The sequence below is a fragment of the Pleionea litopenaei genome (assembly GCF_031198435.1).
Taxonomy (GTDB): Bacteria; Pseudomonadota; Gammaproteobacteria; order Enterobacterales; family Kangiellaceae; genus Pleionea; species Pleionea litopenaei.
Genome location: NZ_CP133548.1, coordinates 3,669,145 through 3,694,292 on the forward strand (window position 1 = coordinate 3,669,145; position 25,148 = coordinate 3,694,292).

A 25,148-nucleotide genomic window follows, 5' to 3' on the forward strand; every position below is an offset into this window, starting at 1 on the left:
GCCAGTTAATGCAGTGACTCTTTCTTGTTCCTTGGTTACAAATCTGCGATGATCCAGTCAACTCATTATTATTAATGGCATGACGCTTATGGATACCATTAAACGAATTGAAGATATAACGACGGACGATCTAGCGCAACAACGGTGGTTTTTACTTCAAGATGAAGAGGTTGGATTCGATGCCTTTGAGTATGTCATTACTGAAGCGCACCCAAGTTTTTCAGAAGATATGATTGAACTAGAGTTTGCCGAGTTTACCTTTGCTAATGGCAAGGTAGCATACGGGATCTACGATGGCTTCGAAGCATTCAATATAATGACGCCAGATAATTGGTATGCCTTATGGTATGGAGCCGATATGCCTGAAGCCGAAGAGTTACTGCGTTTGAAAAACTTTTTGGTCAAGTCTGGGTATGAGTTACCCGTTGTTGCAAAGTCTAAGTGGACGGGTGTTATCAAAGAATACAAAGGCGTTCAGTTTTTAGACGAGAGTGGCGTCATTCAAGAAGTAAGTCTCTAACTTTGATTGAATAGATAGTCTAAGATATTCGTAAAGGTTTCAAAATAAGGAGCTCGAATGAATGGTGACGCTTTGCCGAGGAACTTGGATTTTTTTAGAAAGTATCGACTTCAATCACTTGCCTAAGTTTTCTTTATGAAAGTATATAATGAGTTAGATCTGACTAAAGAAGAGTTTTCTTTACTAATTAAAAAAAATGGAAGTGTTAGTTATAAGAAAAGCATTTTCACTAAGGTGGTTGTGTTTACGCTGTATAATTTTAATCTAAATAGCAAACTACTGGAATTGATTATAGCAATTTTAACGATCCCCTTTCTTCCATTTAAGAGATATAGAAGAGTTTATCTTTGCGTTTATTGGGTGGTGTTTGTCGACAAGTACGCTGTTAACTTCAAAATTGATGATAAGTCCGTGCAGTTTTATCTGGGTAAGAGCTTAGAGACTCGCCGATAGTGAAAGGCTTTTTATTTAATCAAAGTAAAGAAAGGAGCCCGTTTGTATGGGCTCCTTGTAGACAAGTTTTATAAGTATTTATGGTATTTGGAATATCTTGGAATAACTCTCTAAGCCGACTCTTTTAATCGCTCACCACATCAAATCATCGGGTACTTGATACTCGGCATAAGGATCGTCTTCATCAATGTCTTGTTTGGCCAGTCGATCATGCATCACGAGAACCACGTCAGGGTCGATTGTTTGCAATTTGCGAGCAATGACATCGGGTATTAGTTTTACAAGATTGTCGATGGCACAAATGGCAAGCGTGCCCTGTACCAAACTTTGCTTAATCTTCGGATTGACCTTGAAGGTTTTAGTAACCCCTTGATAAATGTAGTTATAGTCGATTTCACCTTTAAAATCGGTAACACCATGGTGTTCAAGCATCTGCTTAATCGTGGCGCGTTGTTCTTTCGCTTTAAGTTCTGCTTGTTTTTGTTCATTCAGTGCACGATCTTGTTCAATCTTTCTTTGCTTGTCGGCCGCAATTTGCTCCTTTAGCTCATCTTTAGCTTTATGCCCCTTGGGCTGTTGCTTAGCCTTTTTGCGCTTTTCGTGCTTTATTTGTGTGGCTTTTTTCTTATCGGCTAAGCCCGCTTTCATTAATTGCTCTTGTAATGAACTCATTTGTCACTTTTCTTGCTGATGGTAATTAAGCCGATTGTAGCAAAATTCCCATCGGATGCCATTGCCAGTCTTGTTAGGCTGGTCAAAAAGGGGGGAAAGAGACTAAAAGTGGTGGGTGTCCCGATTCGAGAGCGTCCCGATTCGAGAGCGGGGGTGTCCTAGAGCGGTGGGTGTCCTTGCTTATACTCACCCGGATCCAAGTGGTGGGTGTCCTCAATCATTGCACTGATCAACAACAATCAACGTAATAAAAAACCAAGGGGCGGTGACTGAGTCCCGAAATCATTTTGTATAATTAAAAAGGAGTAACCTATGAAGTGTCCTGTTTGTGCCGATGAGCGATTAGTAATGACTGAGCGGAAGGGTGTCGAGATTGACTATTGCCCGAGCTGTCGTGGGGTTTGGCTTGATCGGGGTGAACTCGATAAAATTATTGAGCGCTCGGCTAGCGAACGTACTCCACAGGCGACGACCGAGCGTCGACATACTGTCGATCGTTCCTATTACTCTGAGCGCAAACCAAGCAAATACTCGAGCAGTTATGGCTATCGTAAAAAGAAGAAAAGTCTCTTAAGTGAGATTTTTGACTTTTAAGCGAGCGACATTTTCACTAAAGTGGAGCAAGGCCAAGCGGCTGTAGAGCAAAAATATCTCTGAAGAATTAAAATAAGGGCTGTTATGGCATGCCAAGAGTATATTGAGGTGAGCGATGAAGGTAATGAAAAAACCATCATCAAGTTGCACGATCTTAACTTAATATTGATGGTTGAGCATGCTCGTTCACCGAATATTATTCAAGTGCTCGAGCAGGATAGTGAAGAACTGCTTTACTCAGTTCGATTTGGTGATGGAAAATCATTGGATGGGTTTAGCTTTGATGTGTCGCCGCACCATAATTATTTGATTGTAAAAGAAGCGGTGTATGGACAAAGCTTGGATGATCTTTACGCTACATTGTATTGTTTAAAAGACAAGTCGCCTTTGCCTTATCAGGAAAAGGGCAAAGAACCCAAAGCGGTTAAACCGCTGTTTCATTCTCATTATCATCTCACCTTTACTTTTTCTGCTGATCTCGATGAACAACAAGTATCGGTGAGCGGTACACAGACCGGCGATCTGAATCGAATCGACGTGTATCAGTTTGCTGAATCAGCCACTGCAAGCGGCAGCAACAGTTTACCGGAAGCTTTCTTTTACCCGATCGTCAGCTACCCACAGGTGGCACTTGATCCGCAAATTCGCCAAGGACACTTGGATATTTATTTAAAAGACCACTTAGTAGTGAATGATCTTGCAACGATCAAGCGCAGAGCGATGGTAGAGCAATTTGCCCTCAGTGACTTTAATGCTTGGCGTGCACTGCTCGCAGCTAGTCAGAAATTATCCGACGAGACGGATAAAAAGCACTGGCAGCACTCGCTGTTATGCTGCGATGCTGTTGGTAGTGATGTCGCGGGACTGCAAAGACAACTTCAGCGCAGCGGCTTTACCGTTGAGTTACTCGAGCAGAGTTATCCTGAGGGACATTTTACTCTTTGTTCGATCCTTCAGCCCTTCAGTAGTGAGGCGCAGCATGTGCTGCCACTGATGATGATGCTCAGTGATTTAACTAGCCGCTTTGGTGCTGTATATCAGGGCGTTCAGCTTAAGGGTGAAATTGACTCGAGTGACCGCTCGTTCGAAGCCGATAGCCTCGCACACTATCATCTATTGTGCTTATCCTTTGCTCAAAGTTTATTAAGTCTTGAAGACTTTAGAGTGTTAGCCTCAACTTTACTGCAAAAACATCAGGCCTTAGATTTCGATTGCATTTTTAGCGAAAATGCCTCTGACTTAGTTTATGATATTCGCAGCGCTTTGAATAAATTTGATGATTGGGAAATCAAAGAACCTGAACTTCGCCAAGTGGCAGGGCGCTTGGCGGGTCAGTTTGAGAACTTATAAATAGTCTCCGGCTAATATTCTTTTAAAACTGGTCGCACTATGACGACCGAGTGAAATTCAATTCGTCAAACTTATGAGACGCTAGCTAACCTATGCTAGTATTGAGGCGGAATCGAACTAAGGTTTCAATCGCGCGATCTTGAAAAGTAAATGTTGGAATCATACTTTTGTCGAAAAATTTAAACCAAAAATTGGAATTGGGTACGCTGATCATTGATATTGATCGAAGCGTAGCGTTATTTTCCAATCCTTCAGAATCTAATCCGAACAAGCGTGATCAGCAAACGGTCACGCTAGAGCCTAGAGTGTTAAGTTTAATCCTTTACTTCCATAGCCAAAGGAATCGATTGGTGACTCGCGATGAGCTCATCGAGCATGTGTGGCAAGGCAAGGTGGTGAGTGAGAATGCCATTAATCGAGCGGTGTCCCAGTTAAGGAAAATTTTGAATCGAGCGGATCAAAAGTCTACCAGTATCGAAACAGTTTCCCGTAAAGGCTACATTCTTCAGGTGAGCGAGAGCGACAATCACCACTCGCGCACGAATGACGAAAACGCAGCTGAGGCAAACCAAAAGAACAGCAACCAGTCAACGCTTGTTGACTCGGGTCACAATCATCACTCTGCTGGAAAATCGGATCCAGAAGCACTGTCTCAAGGATCAAATGCTAAACCGCTTTGGATTTTTGGAATAATAATTTTCGCAGTATTTATCCTTGTGTTGGAGTTGATTATTTTTAGTCGCAGTCAAAGTTTGCCTAAAAAGTTTGAGCAACTCGAACGCGTGATCGAAACCAGTTTACCCGGTGTTGAGCATTCCGCTCGTCCATCGCCCGATGGCCAATGGCTGTTGTTTGTTCATCAAGATGAGAAAAATGAATCTCAGGCGCTTTACCTAAAACCATTTGGTATGTCTAAAGCATATCCACTCACTAGCGATGAGCTACAACACTTTTCCCCCGTCTGGTCACCCGACGGAAAGCAAATCGCGTTTGCCAGCTGGAATAATCGAAATCAGAGACAGTGCCACATAAGTATTATCGATTTAAACTTTGCAGAAACAAAGACAGAGCAGAAGCCCGTGGTTGAAAATCGCCGCGTGGTTAGCCGCTGCGGTAATCGTGCGCGACCGGCTATCGACTGGGCCGCTAACGGGCAGGCGCTATTTTACACAGATCGTGAAAGCATCGCCGATCCTTATCAGGTATTTTATCACTCGCTGATCACGCAAAATAAAGATCAAGTGAGTCTGCCACCTCAAATGGGTAATTTTCGTGGTGACTTTTTTATCACGGCTCAGCACCAGAACAATCGACTGGCGATTGTTCGCTATCTGGCGGTAGGACAGTCAAAGATATTAGTGTTGGATAGCCATAATTATTCAAGTATTGCTGAGTTTGAGGTCGATTTTCAGGTATCCCGAGTTGAGTGGTTTACCGATAGCGATCAGCTAATTATTGCTAACGAGGGCAACTGGTGGTCGTATGACATTTTTTCTGGCATGCGCACCTTAATTTACAAAGCGGAACAAGGATCGAGCAGTCCCATAATATCGGCCGACGGTAAAAACTTTTATTATTCGCAAGGACAGTTCAACTCGGAAATAGAGCTGTTTGATCTAACCAAAAAGCAATACATTGATGTTGCCTTTAACTCATCGGAACTGGAGTTTGCGCCGAGATTTATCGCCAATAATCAGATTGTTTTTCTCTCCAATCGTAGCGGTCAGTTTGAGTTCTGGTTGAGTAACGCGCAGTCGCAAGCAACGCAGTTGTCACAACTACCTTTTGCGATTTCGCCAACCACCTATGTTGTGTCTCCCGATCACCAATTTATTTATTATCAATATCATGATGAGATCTATCGCTGGGATATTAATAGGCAAGACAATAGTTTGATTATTGACGCGACCCATCGCCCTTATGTGGTTGCTTGGACCGATCAGCAACAGCTGATTTACAGCAGTGAGAAAAGCGGAGAATGGCAGTTGTGGCGATTTGATTTATCCAGCGGCATGCATCAACAGTTAACGCAACGCGGCGGCTACAGCGGTAAAATAATCGATGAACATTGGTTGTACTTTACCAAGTTGCATCAAGATGGCTTGTGGCGCAAGCGTCTTGATAGCGAAGAAGAAGAGCTTATTATTGATGACTTTCCTCGGGTTAACTGGATCAACTGGACCATCACCGATCATCACATTTATTTTCATCAGTCGCAGGGAGCGACAGCCAGTATCATGCGTTTTAACTTTGCGACCAACGAGCAGGTTATGATTGTTCCTTTCAGTTCTCAACACGCTAATTCTTTTGATTTTGCTAACGACGCAAATACTTTGGCCATCGTTAGCAACCAGGATCTGGAGTACAAAATAATCCGTTTGTCGATCGACTAAAAACCGAGTTTAGGCGATTGAAAGTACTGGCAAGGAGGGTGAGCGGCCAAGGTATCGGCGGCCACTTGTCGTAAAAATGTCTGCATGCTTTGGTTCGCTGGTAAACTTGGCAAGTATTCCAGATCGCTTACCGGCTTGTTGCTGATCACGCCATAAAAAACATAAGCGCTGAGCAAGGCGCCAGTCGGATTGGAGTGATTACCATCGCTCGCATGCAAGTTAATGGTAGGACGCAGCGCAATAGCGGCATCCCAAGCGAGACCAATCGGGGCAACGCAGGCCGGCTCCTGCAAAACAATGCTCATATGTAACATATGGATCCGTTGACCTTCTTCGAAATTACCTCGTCTTGGCCACTCCGGAAACATTATCGGAATAGCATTTTGCTGCTTTGCTCTTTGAATCCAAGTTTTTGCCGCATCGGTTGGGTAGCTGTAACGACCGGTGGTTGAATATTTTTGTGCTTGAAGGATCACATGCGTCCACTCGCGGCTTTGCATAAAGCCATAAGAGACACCGTCGTTCAGCCGGCCATCGAGAAATGACCAACCTGGCGCGTTAAAGGCATTGGCAGACTTGCCTTCGCCATCATTGGTTAACAAAGTTGCCACCAGTTGTGGAAGCTCATTTTGTGAGCTGTGGCTATTACCCATAAACAGCAACTCGTAATCGGCCAGAGGGGCATTGAGATCAGGAGTATGGCTATTATGAGCATCGGCATTACTTGAATCATTATCCGAATCAATCCGACATCCAGCTGTTAACAGAATTAAAATAGAACACAGAACAATATTTGAAAGCACTCGCATCATCGATTTTTCCTGTTAAGAATGAAAGGTTTAATGATAAATCTGGCTGAGTGATCAGTAATGATGGAGTCGTGATGAAATGGTGATGGGATAAAAACTTGCTTTAACAGGTGAGGGTTGTGGGTAAAGCGAGAATATAAATTTAGTGGCATTAGTCAATAACTAGCCCGCAGGTTTTTTTAAGCTTGAGCCGCAAGGCTAGCCTTAAAACCTTATTAATGAATCTAGACGTTTACTGATCTAATACGTTCAAGCTAATATGCAAGGAAAATCAAACTCAATAACTGGACTCGTCTTCGTCAATATACTCATCTAACTCATACTGCTGGGTACTTTTAATCGATAAGTTTCTATCGAAAAATGTACAACGGCCGTGTAATAGGTATCCCTTATATTCGCATATATTGTCAATAAATCCATCATTAGTATATTCCGTACATTCACCTTTTCCCTCGACTCCGCGAAATAGACAGTCTCTAGTGATCTTTGACTCTGAATACTCTATACATCGACCATTTTTCTCACCATGGATATAACGGCAACTTTCGGTTAATAAATTATTTTCCCAAAACTCGTATGTTCCATCTACGAATCCATTGAGCATAGGTATTTCTATGCGATACTCTTTGTCTGCCTCTTGGCAATAGCCATTAAGATGACCATCTTTAAACTCACAATATCCTGAGCTTTCATTGTGATAGTTGTTGGATGTCCAAATACCGATGCGAGTGTCATCTTTATACTGCCCATCAAGGACTTTTAAAAACCGTTTACTTGCCAGTAAAGTGTCTTCAGAAATGGCTGAGTGACTTTCAAGATTTTTGTTCAATGTCCACTTTTCGAATGGTCCTTGTTTTCTGCCGGCTAAATCAGCACACCATCGAGAATACTCGATTCCCCAAATACGTGTTTTAAGCTGTAAATTATTGGCACAAAAAGGATAGCTGCTGTCGTTAAGATAGTATTCGGATTGTTGTCTGGTGTAACTTTCGAGACGCGAAAACTCAGAGAATTCGAATATCTTTGCTTCGTCTCCTCTCGTATAAATAAAGCCATAACTATTGTTGTTTTCGTCGACTAATATTTTTTCTACTGAATCAATCCAACCCGGAAAACCACACGAAAGTTTTATGAACACCTTTTCTTCTTGGTTAGTCTCAGCCTCGTCAAGTTTAACGGGAGTGCTCATAGAAATGTCAGACTTTGAATGATCTTTTAAACCATTAAACACCAGTCGGCCCTGATCAAACACCCAAATCGCCGTCTCAAATGACTTTAATTGGTCATAGAGAACAACAAACCGGCCGTCTTCAGATACGAAGCTCTCATTCAAATTGGGTGCGGCTAGTTGAACTTCTTGTTGGTTCTCATTGTTTCTTAAAATAAGTATAAAGTCAGAAGGGATAGTTGCAGGTTTGTCGCCAAATGATTGGTCGCTGTACTTAAAGTCAAGGTAGCGTCCCCAGTCATTTTTTCTTTCAGAAATGAGTTGAATGGTGTATTTTCCCGAGGAAAGATCCTTTACGGTACGTAGTAAGTCTTCAGATACCGCACTTTGGCTGACTAGCCATGCCAAAACGACGACTGCATATTTCATATACGCTCCTTCTTTACCACCAATTTAAGTGCTCAAGACTCGCTTGTCCAGTAAATAGTCACGAAGTAAGAGGCTTCAGCAACGACCTGTCACTGAGCTCTGCTGGCCTGAATTACTACTATACTTGATCGGATAGTCACCTCTCGACACCCAGCAAGCGAACCGAGTAAGAGAACATTTTGGCAAACAAACATTATGTCTGAACCTAAGAACCAAGCCATCAGCGCTATACTCATTAAAATTGCCGTTATCATCGGAGTGGTGGAACTGGTCATTATGCTGGTGCTGGTCTCGTTTCATCTAGACATCAATGAATATATGATGGCGGTGATCGACGTGGTGGTTTTGGCGGTGTTCTCAACGCCCCCCATTTATTACTTTGCCGTAAAACCCTTTGTCGATGCTCGCGATGCGGCACTGGCAAAAATTCACCATTTAGCCCATATCGACCCGCTCACGAAAGTGGCGAATCGACGCATGGTGAGTGAGTTCTTTGAGAAAGATATGGCGTTTAGTATCCGGCATGAGGAGCTGGGCGCGTTGTTATTGCTTGATTTAGATGGATTCAAAGCCATTAATGACCAGCACGGACATGACGCAGGTGACCTCGTATTGGTAAGCGTCGCAGAGCGAATCACTGCTATCGTACGTGCCGAAGATATTGTTGGACGACTGGGCGGCGATGAGTTTGTTGTCATTATTAAAAAGCTGGGTGGAGAGAAAGTGGCAGCGACAGAGAAAGCTATCGTCATTGCTGAAAAAATCATCGAGGCCTTAGCCGAACCGATTGAGTACGGGAATAATTCATTAGACATTGGCGCGAGCATTGGCATTCGCCTACTCGGCTTTCAGAATGATTGTAGCGATTCAGCAATGAAAGACGCCGACAGTGCTCTTTACAAAGCAAAAGAAAGTGGTAAGGGAAGAGCGGTAATTTTTGAGCTGTAGTCGCATCGATAATGACAGCCAACCATGATAATAACAAAATGCTCAATTACCAAAATGGACTATCTTTTTTAACAACTTTAATTGAAAAATAACTCAAATTTTTTATCTGTAAATGAATGCATCATCTATAAACTTCCCTCCGTTGATGTCAAATGGAACGCCTATTTACTTGTTCAATTGATATTGAAATATTACTTTTACTCATCGTTATTTAGAATTTTAACGAAGCTACTCCGCATTTACGGTAATAGTTATGAAGTACGAAGAGCACCTATATCAATCTGAAGAAGAACGAGAGCAAGAGTAAGAGATAATCCATTTTTATGATCTCCAAATGACGCTAATTTTAGATCATTATCTAGCTCGCTCGAAAATCCAGAACTTTGATCTGCAAATCAAAAAGCGTTTGCAATGTGCCAGTTTTGGTGATGGCGACTCGCTAGATTGTTATAGTTTCGAGGTTTCTCCTCGACATAATTATTTAATTGTAAAATAGGCGACATATGGACAAAGTGTTGATGAACTCTATGCTACTATTTATTGTTTGAAGAATAAGAAAGCAATTGCTTCGCAAGCTAATACAGTAGATTCAAAGCCAGAACGGCCTTTGCTAAACTCTCATCGTCACTTAAGCTTTGCGTTTAGCAACGAAATAGATGAAACTTTTGTTTGGCTGACTGTTCAAGAGTGCGGAGAGCTTAGTTTAATTGATGTTTATCAGTATGGAGATTCCGAACAAAACGAATTTGATACTCTAGCGACTGCACTCTTTTACAAGGTTGCTAGCTATCCAAAAATACCACTCGATCAACGCATTAAAAATGGCGAACCCGGAATTTATTTAAGAGAGGAATTGGTAGTTAATGACCTTGACTCGATAAAGCATAAGCATAAGCAAAAGAAGAAGCTTATGAGAATATCAGAATCTAGTTTGGATACTCATTATATTGACTCGATGCTGAAAAAAATCTGCGTTAACTGGCTACTGTTTTGAGTTAGTTCAAACAGCATTCTCAACCAGCGAAAATAATCCAAATACTGAAGGTTTGCGCATGGCTATAGAACTTCAGGTTCGAATTAAAAAGGAGTTATTGGTTTGTTAAGATATTACCTTGTTGTCTTTATTATGCTGATTTCATGCTCAATATTTGCTGAACCTTCCATCAGTGTGGCAACTAAGTATTACAAAGTTAACGGACTAACCGAAAGTGAGTTAAGACAATCATTGAGTAACCGAAGCCCGGTGAAGGAAGCTGGTAAAACCTTTGATGCTTATACCGCATGGAATATCAAATGGCGTTTCTTTTGGGAAGAGAAAGATAATCATTGTGAGATCAATAGAGTCAATGTGACTCTAAAAATCAACTTTACATTACCTAAATGGAGCAACAAAGATAAAGCTTCCCTTGCTCTACAAAGTAAGTGGAATAAATACTATCAGGCGCTAATCGCACATGAGAATGGCCACAAACAATTGAGTGTTGATTCTGCAAGGGAAATTGAGCGTAAGTTACTGGGGATGTCATCCAGCCGGTGTAAGAGCCTTGAAAAGAAGGCTAACGCATTAGCGCAAAAGATCCTTGCTAAGTACAAGAAGCTTCAAAAAGCCTATGATATTGATACTAACCACGGAATGAATCGCGGTGCCGTTTTTCCATAGGGTTTGTCAATGAAGGAGCTACTGGCGTTTATATTGTGTCGAACAGTAACCGCGTGAGACATCTGGCGATCTTAATGCTTTATGTTTAGTCTTGCGTCCAGACACTCTTTTTCGCCACATCTTAAAACTACTCGCTTTCATTTCTTTACGCATCAGTTGAATGACCGCCGACTCATCTAAGCCGTACAAGCTTTCGATGGCTTCGAAAGGCGTTCGATCTTCCCAAGCCATTTCTATAATACGAGAGAGATCTTCTGGCGATAAAGTTGAAACCCCATTATTGTTACGTTTATTTTCTATCGGATGTGTCATAGGAATTTCACTCCAGTTCCATTAACGGTTGTCTGCTTATTTATTTCAGTTGTTTGCATTGTAATCTTTAAAATTTTGATATTTATGTAGATCGTTTAGGGTAGAGGCTTTAATTTAGAGAGTCTAATTACACTTGGAATGTTGCTTATTTTGATACATCAGTTTGTCAGCTTCAGAAAGCATTGAGTCTAAATTAATGTTTTCATCACTGCTAAACTCGACGACACCAACACTGTATTTAATCTGGTAATCGGTGCGCGCATCGTTGAAGTTGTCGATTAGTTTATTAAATCGCGAAACGGCGGCTTCGATTTGAGACTTTTTCTCATGCGCGTAGAGCACTGCAAATTCGTCGCCGCCAACTCTTGCGACAACATCACAAGCTCTAAATGATTTTTTGAGTAGCTTTGCAAAGGTTATAAGTACCTCGTCACCAACTTCGTGTCCGAGATTGTCATTGATAAACTTAAAGTCGTTTAAGTCGAAGAATGCGATACTGAAAAAGGTGTTCTCCTTTTCTTGATAAGCGGCCATGATGTTTCGAGCGACCGAAAAGAACGCTCTACGGTTAGCAATTTGCGTTAAATCATCGGTTGTTGCCAGCTCTAACGCTGCAATTTCATTTTCTACTAAAGCCGCTAAATCGTGTAAAAGTTGGACATCGTCTTGAGTGAATTTTCTCGGCATAGGGTCAATTAAGCATAAGGTGCCTAAGTTGGTTCCATCGCGATACTTTAACGGACACCCAGCATAGAATCTGATAAAGGGAGCATTAACGACGAGAGGGTTGTCATTAAATCTTTCGTCATTTTGCGCATCTTCAACGATCATGATGTCGTCTGAGTTAATGGCGTGAGCGCAAAAGGATACTGCGCGAGACGTTTCTTTGGCTTCTAAGCCAATCTCTGATTTAAACCACTGACGCTCTTTATCAATCAAACTAACCAAACTGATGGATACATTAAAAACGCGTGCGGCAAGACGAGTAATGCGATCAAACCGTTCATTTCGATCGGAGTCTAAAATGTTTAGAGAATTGAGTATGTTAAGGCGATGTTGCTCGTTGCTAGGGGGCGCTGCTTCTTTCATATTAGTATCTCTAGGGTTAGTCCCAATTGATTGACGGTAGTCCCTCAAGCTTTGGCTTAGCAAAAAAGTATCCTTGCATGTATTTAATTTTATTGGTTTTTAAGAAGAGGTAATCCGCTCTATCTTCAATACCTTCTGCAATTAACTCAACGTTTAAATGGTTCGCCGTGGTTTGAATGCCTGACAAGATAGACTGTTTAACCTTATCGTTACTGATACCCTGAACGAGTTTCATGTCGAGCTTCAGAATGTCAGGTTGAAATTCCGCAAGAAGATTCAACCCTGCAAAACCTTCACCGAAGTCATCAATGGCTGTTCGAAAGCCTTTTGCCTTATAAGCTGAAAAGACGTCTCTTAGAAGCGCTCGATTCTCTATTTTCTCGTGCTCTGTGACTTCGAAAATAATGTTTTCTCGAGGAAAGTTGTACTTATCGGCGGCGGCTAAGGTTCGAGCCAAGCAAGTTTCTGGGTCATATATCGCGTTCGGTAAAAAGTTGATAGAGACATGAGAGGTTGGATCTAATCGTGCAATGTCTCTGATGGCTGTTACTCGACAGGTTTGGTCAAAGGAATATTTATTGTTCTCAGTGACGCGATCAAATACAAAGCCAGCACCTTCACCTTGTTCACCTCGAACCAGAGCCTCATGCGCGAAAACACGTCTGGTTTCAACATCAACGATTGGTTGAAAGGCCATTTTTATTTTGAAATCAAGCTTTTGGTGGCATTCACAAGTGTTACATAACGGCATAGCAACGTCTCATTTGAATGTAGTTGTTTAATTTACGTTCAACTTGATGGATTGGATTACAACTAGGCAGAATTTGCTTGATTTGATTTATTTAATGTTAGGTCAAGATTGATGGATAGCCTCGTCAAATATGAAGAGCTGGTTAAACGGAAGAGGCAGTTAAGAGAAAAGCTACGGGAAGGAAGCGTGTCTGAATAACGGGCGGTTTCGGTGACTAGCGTTCAAAGATACGCTAATCACCCAGTATCTAGTTGCCAATTATTCGTTAATTCTTTTGAGAACCATTGCCGCGATTTCATCGACCTTTTGAATGATCTCTTGATCGCTGAAGTATTTAATGCCTTGTGCTTCAACCATGATGCTTCCTTGAGCAAGAGGGACGAATAAGTTTCGTTTATCTCGATAGGCATCCATTGAGTTGAAAGTAATTTTTTCACCATTCTTTGCAAAATGTTGGTTCCAGCGTTTGGTTCCGTCGCTACCGAAATAAGAGACATGAATACCACCGCGACGATTGCTACTATAAACGCAGCTTACGCCATCTTCTTGAGGTCGCTTATTCTGCGAGGGCACGCCATTGACTTCAACATTAGGAAAACTCCATGCCGTATCGCCTTGCAATAGTTGTTGAGGGTTCGCTGGGCGACTGGCTGAGCAAATATCAAAGGATGGTCCACCGACAAAGGTCGCATCAGCCGCTTTTAACTCTGTCGTATCGGTTACTTGCTGAAGGCGAGACAATACTTTGTTGGCTATCCAAAGGTTTGATTCCATTTCACTTTTTTCATTGTAAGGTATTTGGGTCGTGACCATGATTAACCGGTCTTTGGACTTAACGATGAGTTGATCGCGGCCTTGACTCGAGGCTTTCCAGGCTCCGTCAGCAAGATCGAATTGTTCTTGGCCTTCGAGGGTGAATTCTCCTTTCAATTGTTGAATATACACCCATCCAACAGGCGTTCCTGCATCCACCGAGCGCCATTTACAACCAATAAACGGCGTAATTGGACTGTGGTTCGGGAGTTGTCGGCTTCCAGCAAGTTGTGCGATGTGTTGGTCAGTTGGCAGTCCAATCTCATTCAGCTCGCTAGTCGTTAGCAGTTGGCAAGGATCTAAATTGAGCCCGGCAGAGATTTCTTTGAGTTCCACTTTAGGCATTTGAATCTCTGGTTTTTGTGCGGGTTGAGGCGAAGGTTGAACGGAGGCTACTTGAGAAGAGGATTTTTGAGTCGAGTCTTTTTTAGATGTTTCCGTATTTTCTTCAACGGAATTATCACTACAACTTAATAGGGCGGAACAACAAGCCATGAGTAGCAAGAAGGGCGTTGTTTTTTTCCAAAAAAACATAGAACTCTCCATAAAAGGTTTAAAAGAAGAAGGGCCCGTACAGCCCTTCTCAATGGTTAGTGTGTAAAATAATTAATTATTTACAAAGGTGCGATATAAAGCCGTCACCATCTGCGTCCTTATCTCCGACGGTTTTGGGATCACAGTCTTCATCAATACCGTTGGCGTCGCAAATTTCAGGGTTGCCGGGAAAGCGATTAGGATCGCGATCGTCACAGTCATCACCACCACATGATAATGCGCCGTGACCATCACCGTCTCTGTCTTCACAAGGCACTTTGCAGAAGGCTTCTCTATTAAAGCATCGCTGGCCTCTGGGGCAAGGTGATACTCCGGGCTTGCAGACACCGAGCTTTTTTATCAGTACGCCTTTATTATTTCTAATATTGTTAATATGGCAAGTCTCTTCACCGTTACAAAATACACCGTCATTGCAGTCAGCTCCGGTGCGACAGCCCTCAATGATGACTTCTGTATTTTTTTTGGCAAAAGTTGGCAGCGTCGAGACGCCTAAGACGAGTACAGCAGTCACTAAAAATAGAGTTAATCGTTTTACATTAAACATGGAATTTATCCTTTAACCGTCTTTGCCATCGCAGTTGGCATCAATACCGTCACCTTCTACATCATGTGAGCCCGGAAATATCTGAAAATTTTGATCATCGCAGTCGTGTGCGCGAGAGACATAACCAGACTCTTCCCAGCATGCTTTAATGGGCTTGCTCGGGTCGCCCCAACCATCGCCATCGGCATCGAGAAATAAATTGGCCGTGACATTTTCATCAACGTCGCCATCGCAGTCGTTATCGATGCCGTCACACACTTCATTTTGAGTAGGATTGATTGCGGGATCAAAATCATTGCAGTCGTAGACTCCTTCCCATTCATGGTTTTGACTGCGTAAATTGGTTCTTGCACGAGCAGTATTTTGATTGCGAATAAGTTTTTCATCGGCAACTCTGTCGCGATAATCTTTCAACTTATCCATATATTTTCTGTAGTCAATTCGGTGTTGGTTCAATTGCTTGCGCAATGCATTGCGCTCAGCGGTAGTTAACGCATTGGGATTAATGACTTTGGGTGGTTTAATGTTAGGTTGCGTTACTGTTGGTGGATTGACTTTGGTTGGGTCGATCTTTTTTTCTGCGGTACTTGCAGTAATAATATAAGTACTCAAAGCAGCGACAGTCGCAATAAATAAATACTTTCGTTGGTGTTCCATTGCATGCCTCCATGATCAATGTCTCTGTTAACTCGAGCGTTAATGCTGTTGATTTTATTCTTTGCTCGTGACAATCGACTGCATGGCAATGTCCATTACTACTAAAACGCCTCCTGATTGCTTTGGTCAGTTTACCCATATTCCGACGAATTGCAAAATTGAGATATTGAGTATTGTTTAATGAGATATTTGTGGTATGAATGGCTGCAATGGTAAAGCAGGCGTTGGGTTAGTTCTCTTAAACACCCGCCCAGAAAAGACTATTCTGTTAAGACAGATTTATAAGGTAGCGCTTATTAAAATCACTCGTATTAATATTTCTCTGTGAAGTTACTTTATAAGAGGCTATTCGCTATAAAGTTATGCTCTATAAAGTTATGCTCTATAAAGTTATTCTCTGTATAAACTTCGCCTTCGACGAAACTAGAACACTTAAGGAATAGATTATGAACATGAATCAGGTCACTTTGCCGGTAAAAGATATGGCAGAGGCCGCTGCATTTTATCGAAAAATGGGGTTTCTACAGATTGTCGACTCTCCGCATTATGCGCGGTTTGAATGCCCAGAGGGAGAGGCGACCTTTTCGTTATCGCTGCAAGATGACGATTTTGTCAATGGGAGCGTGATCTACTTTGAGCATGAAAAGCTGGATGAATTAGTATCTTCACTGATCAACAAAGGGTTTCAATTCGAACAACGACCAACCGATATGAGTTACCTCTGGAGAGAAGCAATCTTGCATGATCCATCGGGCAATAAAATAAAACTTTTTTGGGCAGGTGAAAATCGTTTGAACCCGCCTTGGCGAGTTGAACAGAGTCAGTGAAAACGATTCTGACTGTATAATTCCTTTCTCGTGGAGCATATACATCCATCGACATTGACTGTCTGTGTCGATAGAATTATCGCTGCAAACAATAACCATCAAAACGAAAACCTATGTCGCAAATTCAGAGTTTTATATTAATCATTGGTGCATTGCAGGGATTGTTGTTATTTTTTTTGCTGCTCAGTGACAAACGTGTCAATTTCGCCAGTCGGTTACTTGGAATACAATGTTTACTACTGGCTACAACCTTTGTATTGCCAATTATTGTTGCCTCTGGAGATGGTCCTTTGGCATGGACGATCGGTTGGCTGGTTTTCTTTCCTTCGAGTTACGGCGCACTCACTTATTTATATTGCCGAACAGCCATAACCGGCACAATTCCCACTAAAGGCGATTTAATACATTTACTACCACTATTACTTTGTTACTTTGTTAATGTTGATATTTTGTTCTCTCCTGAAAAAGCCTTAGATTATGTAACCACGGGTGAAACTATTTCGCTACGCCATGCTTTCACGAAATTTATCTTTTATGGGCAAGCTGCGCTTTATGTATTGCTGCTAGTACGAATGTTGGTCTTTTATCAAAGAGAAGCAAAGCAAGCCTTGTCGTCTTACAATTCCGATGTCTTTAGATGGTTATGGACCATGGTTGCCTTTACTGTCAGTATTTGGAGCTTGAAAATAGTATTCCATTTTTTCGGCATGGAAACTCATTTAAATACATTCGCTGATTTATTGCTGGTGTTGATGGTTTACTTTATAGCCATTGTTCAATGGCGGAATCCCAGTTTATTCCATATAGACAAACTAACAGAACAGCTAGAGCGTCGAAAAGCATCGAATGAACGCTCAAACAATGGTCTACTAGAAGCTGATATGCGCTCTAGCATTATGCAGCTTGTTGAAACTCAGGTTAAGGAGTTGGCGCTATACCGTGATCAAGATCTAACGTTAACCTCGCTGGCAGACAAAATTGGTGTGAGTGCGCATCAATTATCCGAATCCATCAATCATCATGAAGGCAAGAATTTTAATCAGTTTATTAACGAATTCCGGGTCGCAGAAGTGTGTGAACAATTGAAACAGAACAGTGAACGAAAACTGATAGACTTAGCGATGGATGCCGGCTTCTCTTCGAAAAGCAGTTTCAATGCGATTTTCAAAAAGTTGACGGGTCAAACCCCAAGCCAGTATCGATGTCAGTAAACGCAATTCGACGTTGGTGGTTTTTTAAGCGTTTGTAAATGCGTTATTTCTAATAAAAAGGTACGAAATCATCAAGTTAGACGTCCAATCTTATAACGTTGGACGTCTACACCCCGCATCAGTGTTGAAATTGTTTCATCAATCACCGATGGAAACTATTATGTTAAAAACACTTTCAAAATGGCTTTTGGGCTTAATCGCATGCGCTGTTGTCTTCGCGTCAGGTTATTTAGTTTGGTTTAAAAATGGCGTAAATTTTATCTACGGAGCTCATACTGAGCAGGTTGATCACTCCGCGTTTTCGACCGTACCAGAACTGACGGCAATCACTGGAGTAAGCATCCTGTCTCCCGATGGTAAGAGCATGTTAGAGAACCGAACGGTGGTGATCGATCAGGGTGAAATCGTCTCAATAGTCAAAAATGGCGTAGCGCCTGTTCAGGCAAGAGTCATTGATGGACGAGGCCAATATTTGATACCCGGTCTTGTTGACTCGCATGCTCATACACTCAAAAGTCCCAACGACCTTCTACTCTACATTGCCAATGGTGTTACCCATATTCGAGATTTAGGTGGGCCTGAGGAGCGCTTAGCACTGCGCAAAGAAATTGATCAAGGTCGTGTAGGACCGCGTATGTTTGTGTCGTCACCTCCAATTGACTCAATGGGCCTGATTGAAGGTGCATTTTGGGAGCTTATTACCTTTCATAAGAACACACGAAGTGTTGAACACGCCAAGCAGTTAGTCAAAGAGTACGCAGAGCAAGGGTATGATGCGATAAAGATTTATCATCTCGATATGCCAACTTATCGAGCGGTAAACAAGCTAGCGGCTGAGTTGAAGGTACCGACAACGGGTCACTTTCCCTTGAGCATGGATTTATCTGAATTAGCGGATACTCAACAGCGTGAAGTCGCTCATCTAGAAGAAATTGTTCGAATTTTAATTCGAGAGTTTGGTTCAATTAATAAAAAAGGCCCCGTGGCTTTCTACGCGCATGTCGAAGCTCGAAGTGACGCAATCATTGACGACCTTTTGGCCAATGACATCGCAGTGAACTCTGTACTCTGGTTTATGGAAAGTATCCATGATCAGTTCAGCGATCTTGACGCGGCATTGAAGGACGTTGAAATCGAATATGCTAACCCTGGTTTGGTAGAGGGCACCAAAGATTCTGACGAATTTAAAGTCGGCTGGCTACCAACCTATAATCAGTTTGAAGCGGTTAATGATCCTGTTTCTGATCAATATAAAAAGAATGACACCTTTTGGCGAGCAAGAGAAAAGGCGCACCATATTTTACTCAAAGCGATGATTCGTCGTGACGTCAACATAATTGCCGGTACCGACGCAGGCGCAAATCTTGTCGTTCCTGGCTTTTCGTTACATGATGAATTGAGTTCTCTCAATCGTGGTGGCATGACGCCTGCGCAAACTCTCGCAACAGCTACGGCGAATCCAGCAAAACTAATGAAATCGAATGCTGGCATTATCGAAGAAGGACGACGAGCAGATTTAGTGCTGCTGAATAAAAATCCTTTAGAAGATATTAATAATACACGCTCGATCGATACGGTTATCGCTAATGGTCGCGTGTATCCGAGAGAAATTCTTGATGCGATGTTAAAAGCCGTAAAGCAAGCCAACGAGAAGAGTCGTAAACTTAATATTGATGGTTATCGATAAGATAAACCTGTATAGAAATCTTGTTAAAACTTTATCGCAGAGGTTTGGCTGTCCGAACCTTTGCACTGCTTGTCCGAATTTTGATAGCGATTGTAGCCAGCAAAATAATAAATTTAATTCCGCTTTTTTGTATAACATTTAAAAAAGCGCTATTGATTGCAGTGGAAATTAGTTTAATTTTTTTAAAGGAAATATAAATGAAAAAATTTGGAATTATGTTGGCCATAGTCTTCTTCTGTGGCGGAATAATGGCGTTACCGAAATACGCTAAAACTAAGTATTATTACTCCGATAGTTCTAGAACGACGTTGGTAGGTATGTTTGTCAGTGGATGTGGCGTAAATACGATTCATTTTAAAGGTGAACGAACAGATTACATGGATATGGATCCGGTGATTTATGATTGCGGACAGCTTGGAAATCTAAGGTTTTCTTCCGATTATGGACGCTGTTTTCGTCAGCATTCGTTCAGTATTGAAGATGAAGACGAAAATGGTTACATCGATGGTTATAGAAATCTCCATGAGTGTACCTATCCACTTTGGTATGAAAATCCATTCGACAATGGTATCTAATTTATGATTTTGCAATGCCGCTGCAAGTTTATGCTGCGGCATTGTGTTGATGCTTTCGTTTTTAAAACTTATAGGAATGAGGTGTACATATAGATTCGAGTTTTAATGAGCACTTCTCAATTTTATTCTTAAGGCCACTCGGATTCGCTGGCTACCAAAAGCCGACATTCGATCGAAATCTTCATGTGCAATGGGTATATATTGACAATCTAACGGCGTTTGCCATTCTTCATCTTGGTCTGGATCGTGAACGAACAAACAATCATTATCGATACCGGTTACAACCACCCAATGCGGTGCCTTTTTTCCATCGAGTCGATAGGTACTAACTAAAATGAGTACCGCGTAATTCTGATCAAGGGCATTCGAAATATCGTCATAACCTATTGGTGTTTCATAAATGCTAATGTTTTGTTCGACACACTGGCTGTGAAAATGATGATGAACCCTTTGCATGATTTGCTTTTTATGCTCAGAACGTACTCCATCAACAAACAGAGGTTGTGAAGTGCTTAACCAAACATCCGCCTCGAAACCGCGATGATGGGCTGCGATGGCTAAACCAAATGGATGACAGCCGCCGTGACCAGACGTCATGTATATCGTGGTGGCTTCACGCCAGATATCCAGTTCGTTTTCTAAAGTGTATTGATAGTCGTTGGTTAAGCTGGCCATGGCCATTTGCAAAGCCGCGGGTCCGCAGGTAAATTCCGTTGATTGTCGAAACCACGGTGTGTTTCGTTTTAAGCTCGGTCCTCTGGGAGCTCGAATTCGTTTTTGCATGCGCAAGGCGTCATCATGATCATCGTAGTAATCTTGATATTCTCCAAACACTCGATATCCATTGGCCTGATAAAGATCGATAGCCGTCTGATTATGTTTAGCGACCTCGAGTCTCATGTAATGACGTTCATTGTCGGCCGCTTTCTTTTCTAATTCAGTGAGTAGCTTAAACCCGATACCTTGACCTCGAGCGTTTTTGCTAACCGCAAGGGAATACAAACGCGCCAAGCGAGTACCTTGATGGTACAAAACAAGTCCATAAGCTATGCAACGTTGCTGTTCATCACGTACAACGAGTAGGCACGAGTTTGTCGATTGAATGTGATGTTTAAAACTTCGTTTGCTTAATCGGTCGGTTTTAAAGCTTGCTTCTTCGAGTGTTAATAGTGAACTTAAATCAGCAAGCGTCGCTTTATGAGTAAAATCTGTAGAATCAAGCAATGACATGGTTGCTACCTGATAGTTTCTTTAACGTTTGCTCAACGACTTGCCAGCTTTTAAATAATACGGCTTGCTCCCAAAACGAGTTTTTTGGACAAAAGTGTTGCAGCATTTGTTGAGCTTGCTGATGAATTTCTGCTTCGCTTAATCCAGTTTTCTCTCGATGCAATAGATGGTCGTCGAGTAAAACCTGAAACAAAGCGGCGGTACCAAAACTGCCAAATTCCAAAGTAAGAAAACAGCCGTGAGTTTGCATCATTTGTTGCCAGCGATAATCAAGTAAGCCGTGTTTCGAGACGGAGAAAGATCCGCCCATTAGTGTTTGCGCGACGGCATTTTCAAATAGCTGATGTGCGAAGTTAGCACCGTTTGATCCTAGCGGATGATCACTGATCAGTTCGCCAAAACCCCAGGGGCCAAGTCCTGAATGTATATCGAGTACAATCAAGCACTTCTCATTGAGCTGATAATGATTAACGATTTCTTCGATGACTCGATTGGACCAAGAGGCCTGTTGCCCGCCATAGAAAGGACCCCAGTCACAGTGGTACTGTCCTCCGCTAAAGACTTCATCAAACGATTGTTGTCCTAACTCTTTTGCAAATTGTTCAATGGCATGGAATCGTTGGTTAGACTGGATGCCCGCCAGTTTTTCTAGATAATTCGAGTATCCTGAGTTAACGGGTAACGGCATTGAGAAGTCGACGAAATTTCGATTGAGATCGATGCCGTCTTGGTCACAACGTCGATAATGCTTCATACCCCAAGGATTCAATGCATGAATGAACAAGAGTGCGGTGTTACATGGCAACGAAATTAAATCTTGCTTTATGCTTTGTAGAATAAAATTTTGCACACCACTGCCGCAATACCCTTCGACGCCGTGAGTGCCGCTAATTAACACTAAGACGTTTTCAGCAGCATGAGATCCAACCCAGAGGGTATCGCAATGCAAGTCGTCCTCTAGCTGCCAGCTTTTGTTAGTGTGTGACAAAGTTAAATCAGAACCAGCGTCCAAAAATCTTTGGCGAGCAAGATTAAACTCTCGACTAAAAAACGCGTCGCAGTTATTCAATGCATGGTGAAAGAATTCAGAGGCCTGCATGATTACTGGCCTCGTTGTTCGAGTCGACGTAAAAACTCGCCCATGACCTGCATATAAAGTTCATCACCTAAGTAAGCGTCTTCAACGTTATGATCAATGCTTGGGTTATCGTTAACCTCCAGCACATAAGCCTTACCATCGACCTCTTTAAGATCAACACCGTATAAACCGTTTCCGATAACCGCCGCCGCCTTTAACGCAGCTTTTAACACTTGTCGTGGCACTTCAAAAGTGGGCAAGGCATCAAAGCCACCAGAAAAGTTTCGTGACGAACCATGGTTATAGATCTGCCAATGATTGCGCGCCATGTAGTAACGGCAGGCATAAATGGCTCGTCCATTAATGATACCAATGCGCCAGTCATATTCAGTGAACAAGTATTCTTGAACCAGCAGCATAGCAGACTCATTTAATAACTCAGATGTTAGCTGCTCGAGTTCTTGTCTCGACTTAACTTTATACACACCTTTAGAGAAGGATCCTTCAGGCATTTTGATAACGAGCGGGTATCCGAAGGTTTGCTCAAGTTGGTCTAGCGTATTCGCTTGGTTATCAAGAATAAACTCAGTTTTTAAGCTAGGAACTTTTTGGTAGTTGTAGGCATCGTGTAGGTAAACTTTATTACAGCAACGTAAAATCGAGTCGGTATCATCCATTACAACCAAACCGAGTTCTTCTGCACGGCAAGCCAGTTGATAAGTAATGTGATTGATGGCCGTTGTTTCGCGAATAAACAGCGCATCGTATTGGTTCAAGTTTGCTAATTCATGCGCTTCAACTGGGTGAACGGCAATACCTAATTTAGCGCCGGCTTTGACAAAGCGATCGAGCGCTCCTTTATTACTAGGCGGCACCTTATCACTCTTATTGACCAACATGGCCATTTCCCAACGAAACTTCTTTTCGTCTTTATGTTTTTGCCAGCGTGAACTGGTGTTGCGCTCGAGTGTCGTAACCGCCTTCGTTTGCTCTGCGTCCGATAATTGATTCAGACTGAGCCTTTGGACATGCGCACGAATACCTTTGGTCTCAGGTACTAAGTCGACCTTTAACAAAGGCGCTGGCCATTCACGAAAAATTCGCGCGGCAATTGAAGGGTAGTTGCCATCGAGCGGGCTTCCCATGCAGATAATCAATTGCACCGGTTCAGTCGGCGCCGCTTCGTTTTTTAATTGCTGGTATTTGAGCCAAAGAAAGGCTCCATCAGCCCGTAGCGCGTTGATGGTTTTAACACTGGGCATAGCAACATGGTGGCGCGCCTCGGCGAGTAATGAACAATAGTAACCTTGGCTCAAGTAACGACTCGTGTCGCAGAGGTTGATAATTCGAGTTTTAGGTTCGCCAAGTTTGGGGTAGTCACGTAAATAATCGGCAAAGCTAATCGCGCCTGCAGGCAGGCTCGAGGTGTTGCTGTCATCGACAACAAACAATGTTTTGTACATTCAAATATGTCCTTGGTTGAGGGGCTTTGGCGCATCAAGGACTGAAGGTTGGGGCACCCTCTAAACGGGTAAAGTGCTAGAAGGCAAGGGTATGCTGATCGAGCAAGCTATTTTAATCCACGGTTAGATTTTGTGCACTATTTTTTGTTGATGATTTGTAGATTGTGTAGGTTGGGTTAGCGGAGCGTAACCCAACGAATAGACAGCTGTTTCAGAGGAGAGGCATTGTTGGGTTTTCTTCGTCAACCCAACCTACGGGGACAGCCATAATAAATTAAGGTTAATAACCTAAATGCGGGTAGCGAGAACCTAATTTTGTGCGGTAATACTGTTTATTGTTTTAGAAACTATTATTCTAAACTCATAACTGCCATCGTCTAATATAATCTCTTGATAAATCTTTGTCGTATTATCTGTTATCGTTGAATTCAAGTTTTCCCAAGCATCTTTTGTGGATGCTCTAAAACTCCCTGCGCATAATCGATCGCCACAATTAAACTGTTGAATCCAAACGTTGCCATCTTGGTATTCTTTATGAACTTGAACAGATTCTAAAAATTTGTTCTTTTTGGCCAAGTTAGCTTCATAGTTTTTTGAATTTGCCTCTAAACTATCTATTTGCGAGAAAAAGGATTCACTATTCAATAAGGCTATAACATTAGGCTGCGCAAAAGAATCGTTGACCATCAAATTACTCTCTATGACACTACTTTCTGCTTCTTGTTTTATGATTTTGTTTTCTAATTCATCAGTCTCGCCTGTGCTTCTCAAGTTGCCTTGATTTTGTTCAGATACAATTTCTTCGTTGTAATCAATACTATGATTCTTTTGGGTAGTCTCATTTGAGGTTTTGGCTTTGGGTTCTGATTTACCATTGCTGGCAGTAATAATGTATGGCAAGCCAATGAATATTGAAGAAATTAGAATAATAAGCACGATGAGTTTATTTTTACTCAATGTTGTAACCTCTAAATTTGTTTTTAGGTCTAGGCGAGATATTTTGAGTTTACCTTTAGTGTTCTTAAAAGAGTAGTGCAAGTATCGATATTGAACTTTGAGATGATTGGGTAGGTTGGGTTAGCGAAGCGTAACCCAACGAATAAACTGCTGTTTCAGGGTAGGGTCATTGTTTGGTTTTCTTCGTCAATCCAACCTACGTCGGTGAGAACATCCAAGTTTAACCGTAACGTTAAAGCGTAGGTTGGGTTAGCGGAGCGTAACCCAACGAGTAGATTAAAAACTAAAACCATCATTGAAGTTCAAACCCAAAAACAAAAGAGGCCCACCTCTTTGAGGTGTAGTGGTTTGCTGATGAAGATTTCACAATAGAGGCTGAAGCGGTCCTGCAATGGTATTGATA

Annotated in this window: 25 protein-coding genes; 11 read left to right on the top strand and 14 right to left on the bottom strand. The window is 42.1% G+C overall.

All coding sequences use genetic code 11. From position 1 onward, the window contains the following. Nucleotides 1–88 precede the first annotated feature (88 nt). A complete protein-coding gene (locus Q9312_RS16430; protein WP_309201953.1) occupies nt 89–520 on the top strand; it encodes a hypothetical protein in 432 nt (143 codons plus the stop codon). Nucleotides 521–1,105: 585 nt separating this feature from the next. Here the strand turns inward: Q9312_RS16430 and Q9312_RS16435 are convergent. Then, a complete protein-coding gene (locus tag Q9312_RS16435) occupies nt 1,106–1,645 on the bottom strand; it encodes a DUF2058 domain-containing protein (protein WP_309201954.1) in 540 nt (179 codons plus the stop codon). Nucleotides 1,646–1,957: 312 nt separating this feature from the next. Between Q9312_RS16435 and Q9312_RS16440 the strand changes: the two genes are divergently transcribed. The 3 genes from Q9312_RS16440 to Q9312_RS16450 all read left to right on the top strand — a co-directional run bounded on the left by Q9312_RS16440 (nt 1,958) and on the right by Q9312_RS16450 (nt 5,982). Next, nucleotides 1,958–2,239 (top strand): TFIIB-type zinc ribbon-containing protein, encoded by a 282-nt coding sequence (locus tag Q9312_RS16440; protein ID WP_309201955.1) that lies wholly within the window; start codon nt 1,958–1,960, stop codon nt 2,237–2,239. An 84-nt stretch (nt 2,240–2,323) separates the two neighbouring features. Next, nucleotides 2,324–3,589, top strand: a complete 1,266-nt coding sequence (locus Q9312_RS16445; protein WP_309201956.1) for a hypothetical protein — start codon at nt 2,324–2,326, stop codon at nt 3,587–3,589. Between the two features lie 167 nt (nt 3,590–3,756). After that, complete coding sequence (locus Q9312_RS16450; RefSeq protein WP_309201957.1) at nt 3,757–5,982, top strand: winged helix-turn-helix domain-containing protein; 2,226 nt, start codon at nt 3,757–3,759, stop codon at nt 5,980–5,982. On the opposite strand, the gene Q9312_RS16455 is transcribed toward Q9312_RS16450, so the two are convergent. Together Q9312_RS16455 and Q9312_RS16460 are read right to left on the bottom strand one after the other, a co-directional pair. Further along, complete coding sequence (locus Q9312_RS16455) at nt 5,979–6,794, bottom strand: hypothetical protein (RefSeq protein WP_309201958.1); 816 nt, start codon at nt 6,792–6,794, stop codon at nt 5,979–5,981. The genes Q9312_RS16450 and Q9312_RS16455 overlap by 4 nt on opposite strands. Nucleotides 6,795–7,068: 274 nt before the next feature. Next, the gene (locus Q9312_RS16460) at nt 7,069–8,388 is read right to left on the bottom strand and encodes a toxin-antitoxin system YwqK family antitoxin (protein WP_309201959.1); all 1,320 of its coding nucleotides are present in this window, start codon (nt 8,386–8,388) and stop codon (nt 7,069–7,071) included. Nucleotides 8,389–8,583: 195 nt separating this feature from the next. Between Q9312_RS16460 and Q9312_RS16465 the strand changes: the two genes are divergently transcribed. The 3 genes from Q9312_RS16465 (at nt 8,584) to Q9312_RS16475 (ending at nt 10,996) form a co-directional block, all read left to right on the top strand. Then, nucleotides 8,584–9,336, top strand: coding sequence for a GGDEF domain-containing protein (locus tag Q9312_RS16465; protein ID WP_309201960.1), 753 nt, complete (start codon nt 8,584–8,586; stop codon nt 9,334–9,336). Nucleotides 9,337–9,880: 544 nt separating this feature from the next. Continuing rightward, on the top strand, nt 9,881–10,330 hold the full coding sequence (locus Q9312_RS16470; RefSeq protein WP_309201961.1) for a hypothetical protein: 450 nt from the start codon (nt 9,881–9,883) through the stop codon (nt 10,328–10,330). 102 nt (nt 10,331–10,432) lie between these two features. Further along, on the top strand, nt 10,433–10,996 hold the full coding sequence (locus tag Q9312_RS16475; RefSeq protein WP_309201962.1) for a DUF922 domain-containing Zn-dependent protease: 564 nt from the start codon (nt 10,433–10,435) through the stop codon (nt 10,994–10,996). 18 nt (nt 10,997–11,014) lie between these two features. Here the strand turns inward: Q9312_RS16475 and Q9312_RS16480 are convergent, their stop codons facing one another. The 6 genes from Q9312_RS16480 to Q9312_RS16505 all read right to left on the bottom strand — a co-directional run bounded on the left by Q9312_RS16480 (nt 11,015) and on the right by Q9312_RS16505 (nt 15,717). Then, nucleotides 11,015–11,308 carry a TIGR03643 family protein gene (locus Q9312_RS16480; protein ID WP_309201963.1) on the bottom strand — a complete coding sequence of 98 codons (294 nt, stop codon included), beginning with the start codon at nt 11,306–11,308 and terminating at the stop codon, nt 11,015–11,017. A 123-nt stretch (nt 11,309–11,431) separates the two neighbouring features. Then, nucleotides 11,432–12,397 carry a sensor domain-containing diguanylate cyclase gene (locus Q9312_RS16485; RefSeq protein ID WP_309201964.1) on the bottom strand — a complete coding sequence of 322 codons (966 nt, stop codon included), beginning with the start codon at nt 12,395–12,397 and terminating at the stop codon, nt 11,432–11,434. 16 nt (nt 12,398–12,413) lie between these two features. Beyond that, on the bottom strand, nt 12,414–13,094 hold the full coding sequence (locus tag Q9312_RS16490) for an EAL domain-containing protein (RefSeq protein ID WP_309201965.1): 681 nt from the start codon (nt 13,092–13,094) through the stop codon (nt 12,414–12,416). A gap of 312 nt (nt 13,095–13,406) precedes the next feature. After that, the gene (locus Q9312_RS16495; protein ID WP_309201966.1) at nt 13,407–14,495 is read right to left on the bottom strand and encodes a DUF3558 domain-containing protein; all 1,089 of its coding nucleotides are present in this window, start codon (nt 14,493–14,495) and stop codon (nt 13,407–13,409) included. A 76-nt stretch (nt 14,496–14,571) separates the two neighbouring features. Next, nucleotides 14,572–15,060, bottom strand: a complete 489-nt coding sequence (locus Q9312_RS16500; RefSeq protein WP_309201967.1) for a MopE-related protein — start codon at nt 15,058–15,060, stop codon at nt 14,572–14,574. Between the two features lie 12 nt (nt 15,061–15,072). Next, nucleotides 15,073–15,717, bottom strand: a complete 645-nt coding sequence (locus tag Q9312_RS16505; RefSeq protein ID WP_309201968.1) for a putative metal-binding motif-containing protein — start codon at nt 15,715–15,717, stop codon at nt 15,073–15,075. Between the two features lie 446 nt (nt 15,718–16,163). Between Q9312_RS16505 and Q9312_RS16510 the strand changes: the two genes are divergently transcribed. From Q9312_RS16510 to Q9312_RS16525, 4 genes are all read left to right on the top strand, one after another. Continuing rightward, the gene (locus tag Q9312_RS16510) at nt 16,164–16,544 is read left to right on the top strand and encodes a VOC family protein (protein WP_309201969.1); all 381 of its coding nucleotides are present in this window, start codon (nt 16,164–16,166) and stop codon (nt 16,542–16,544) included. Nucleotides 16,545–16,657: 113 nt separating this feature from the next. Next, nucleotides 16,658–17,755: an AraC family transcriptional regulator gene (locus Q9312_RS16515; RefSeq protein WP_309201970.1), complete on the top strand. Its 1,098-nt coding sequence runs from the start codon at nt 16,658–16,660 to the stop codon at nt 17,753–17,755. 160 nt (nt 17,756–17,915) lie between these two features. Continuing rightward, nucleotides 17,916–19,442: an amidohydrolase family protein gene (locus Q9312_RS16520; protein ID WP_309201971.1), complete on the top strand. Its 1,527-nt coding sequence runs from the start codon at nt 17,916–17,918 to the stop codon at nt 19,440–19,442. Nucleotides 19,443–19,639: 197 nt separating this feature from the next. Continuing rightward, nucleotides 19,640–20,017: a hypothetical protein gene (locus Q9312_RS16525; protein WP_309201972.1), complete on the top strand. Its 378-nt coding sequence runs from the start codon at nt 19,640–19,642 to the stop codon at nt 20,015–20,017. A 102-nt stretch (nt 20,018–20,119) separates the two neighbouring features. Here the strand turns inward: Q9312_RS16525 and Q9312_RS16530 are convergent, their stop codons facing one another. The 5 genes from Q9312_RS16530 to Q9312_RS16550 all read right to left on the bottom strand — a co-directional run bounded on the left by Q9312_RS16530 (nt 20,120) and on the right by Q9312_RS16550 (nt 25,041). After that, nucleotides 20,120–21,247, bottom strand: a complete 1,128-nt coding sequence (locus tag Q9312_RS16530; protein WP_309201973.1) for a GNAT family N-acetyltransferase/peptidase C39 family protein — start codon at nt 21,245–21,247, stop codon at nt 20,120–20,122. After that, complete coding sequence (locus Q9312_RS16535; protein ID WP_309201974.1) at nt 21,234–22,346, bottom strand: DUF2817 domain-containing protein; 1,113 nt, start codon at nt 22,344–22,346, stop codon at nt 21,234–21,236. Before Q9312_RS16535 ends, Q9312_RS16530 begins: the two co-directional genes overlap by 14 nt. Before the next feature lie 2 nt (nt 22,347–22,348). Further along, nucleotides 22,349–23,788: a RimK family ATP-grasp domain-containing protein gene (locus Q9312_RS16540; protein WP_309201975.1), complete on the bottom strand. Its 1,440-nt coding sequence runs from the start codon at nt 23,786–23,788 to the stop codon at nt 22,349–22,351. A 309-nt stretch (nt 23,789–24,097) separates the two neighbouring features. Continuing rightward, a complete protein-coding gene (locus Q9312_RS16545) occupies nt 24,098–24,745 on the bottom strand; it encodes a hypothetical protein (protein ID WP_309201976.1) in 648 nt (215 codons plus the stop codon). A gap of 155 nt (nt 24,746–24,900) precedes the next feature. Continuing rightward, nucleotides 24,901–25,041, bottom strand: a complete 141-nt coding sequence (locus Q9312_RS16550; protein WP_309201977.1) for a hypothetical protein — start codon at nt 25,039–25,041, stop codon at nt 24,901–24,903. Nucleotides 25,042–25,148: the final 107 nt, after the last annotated feature.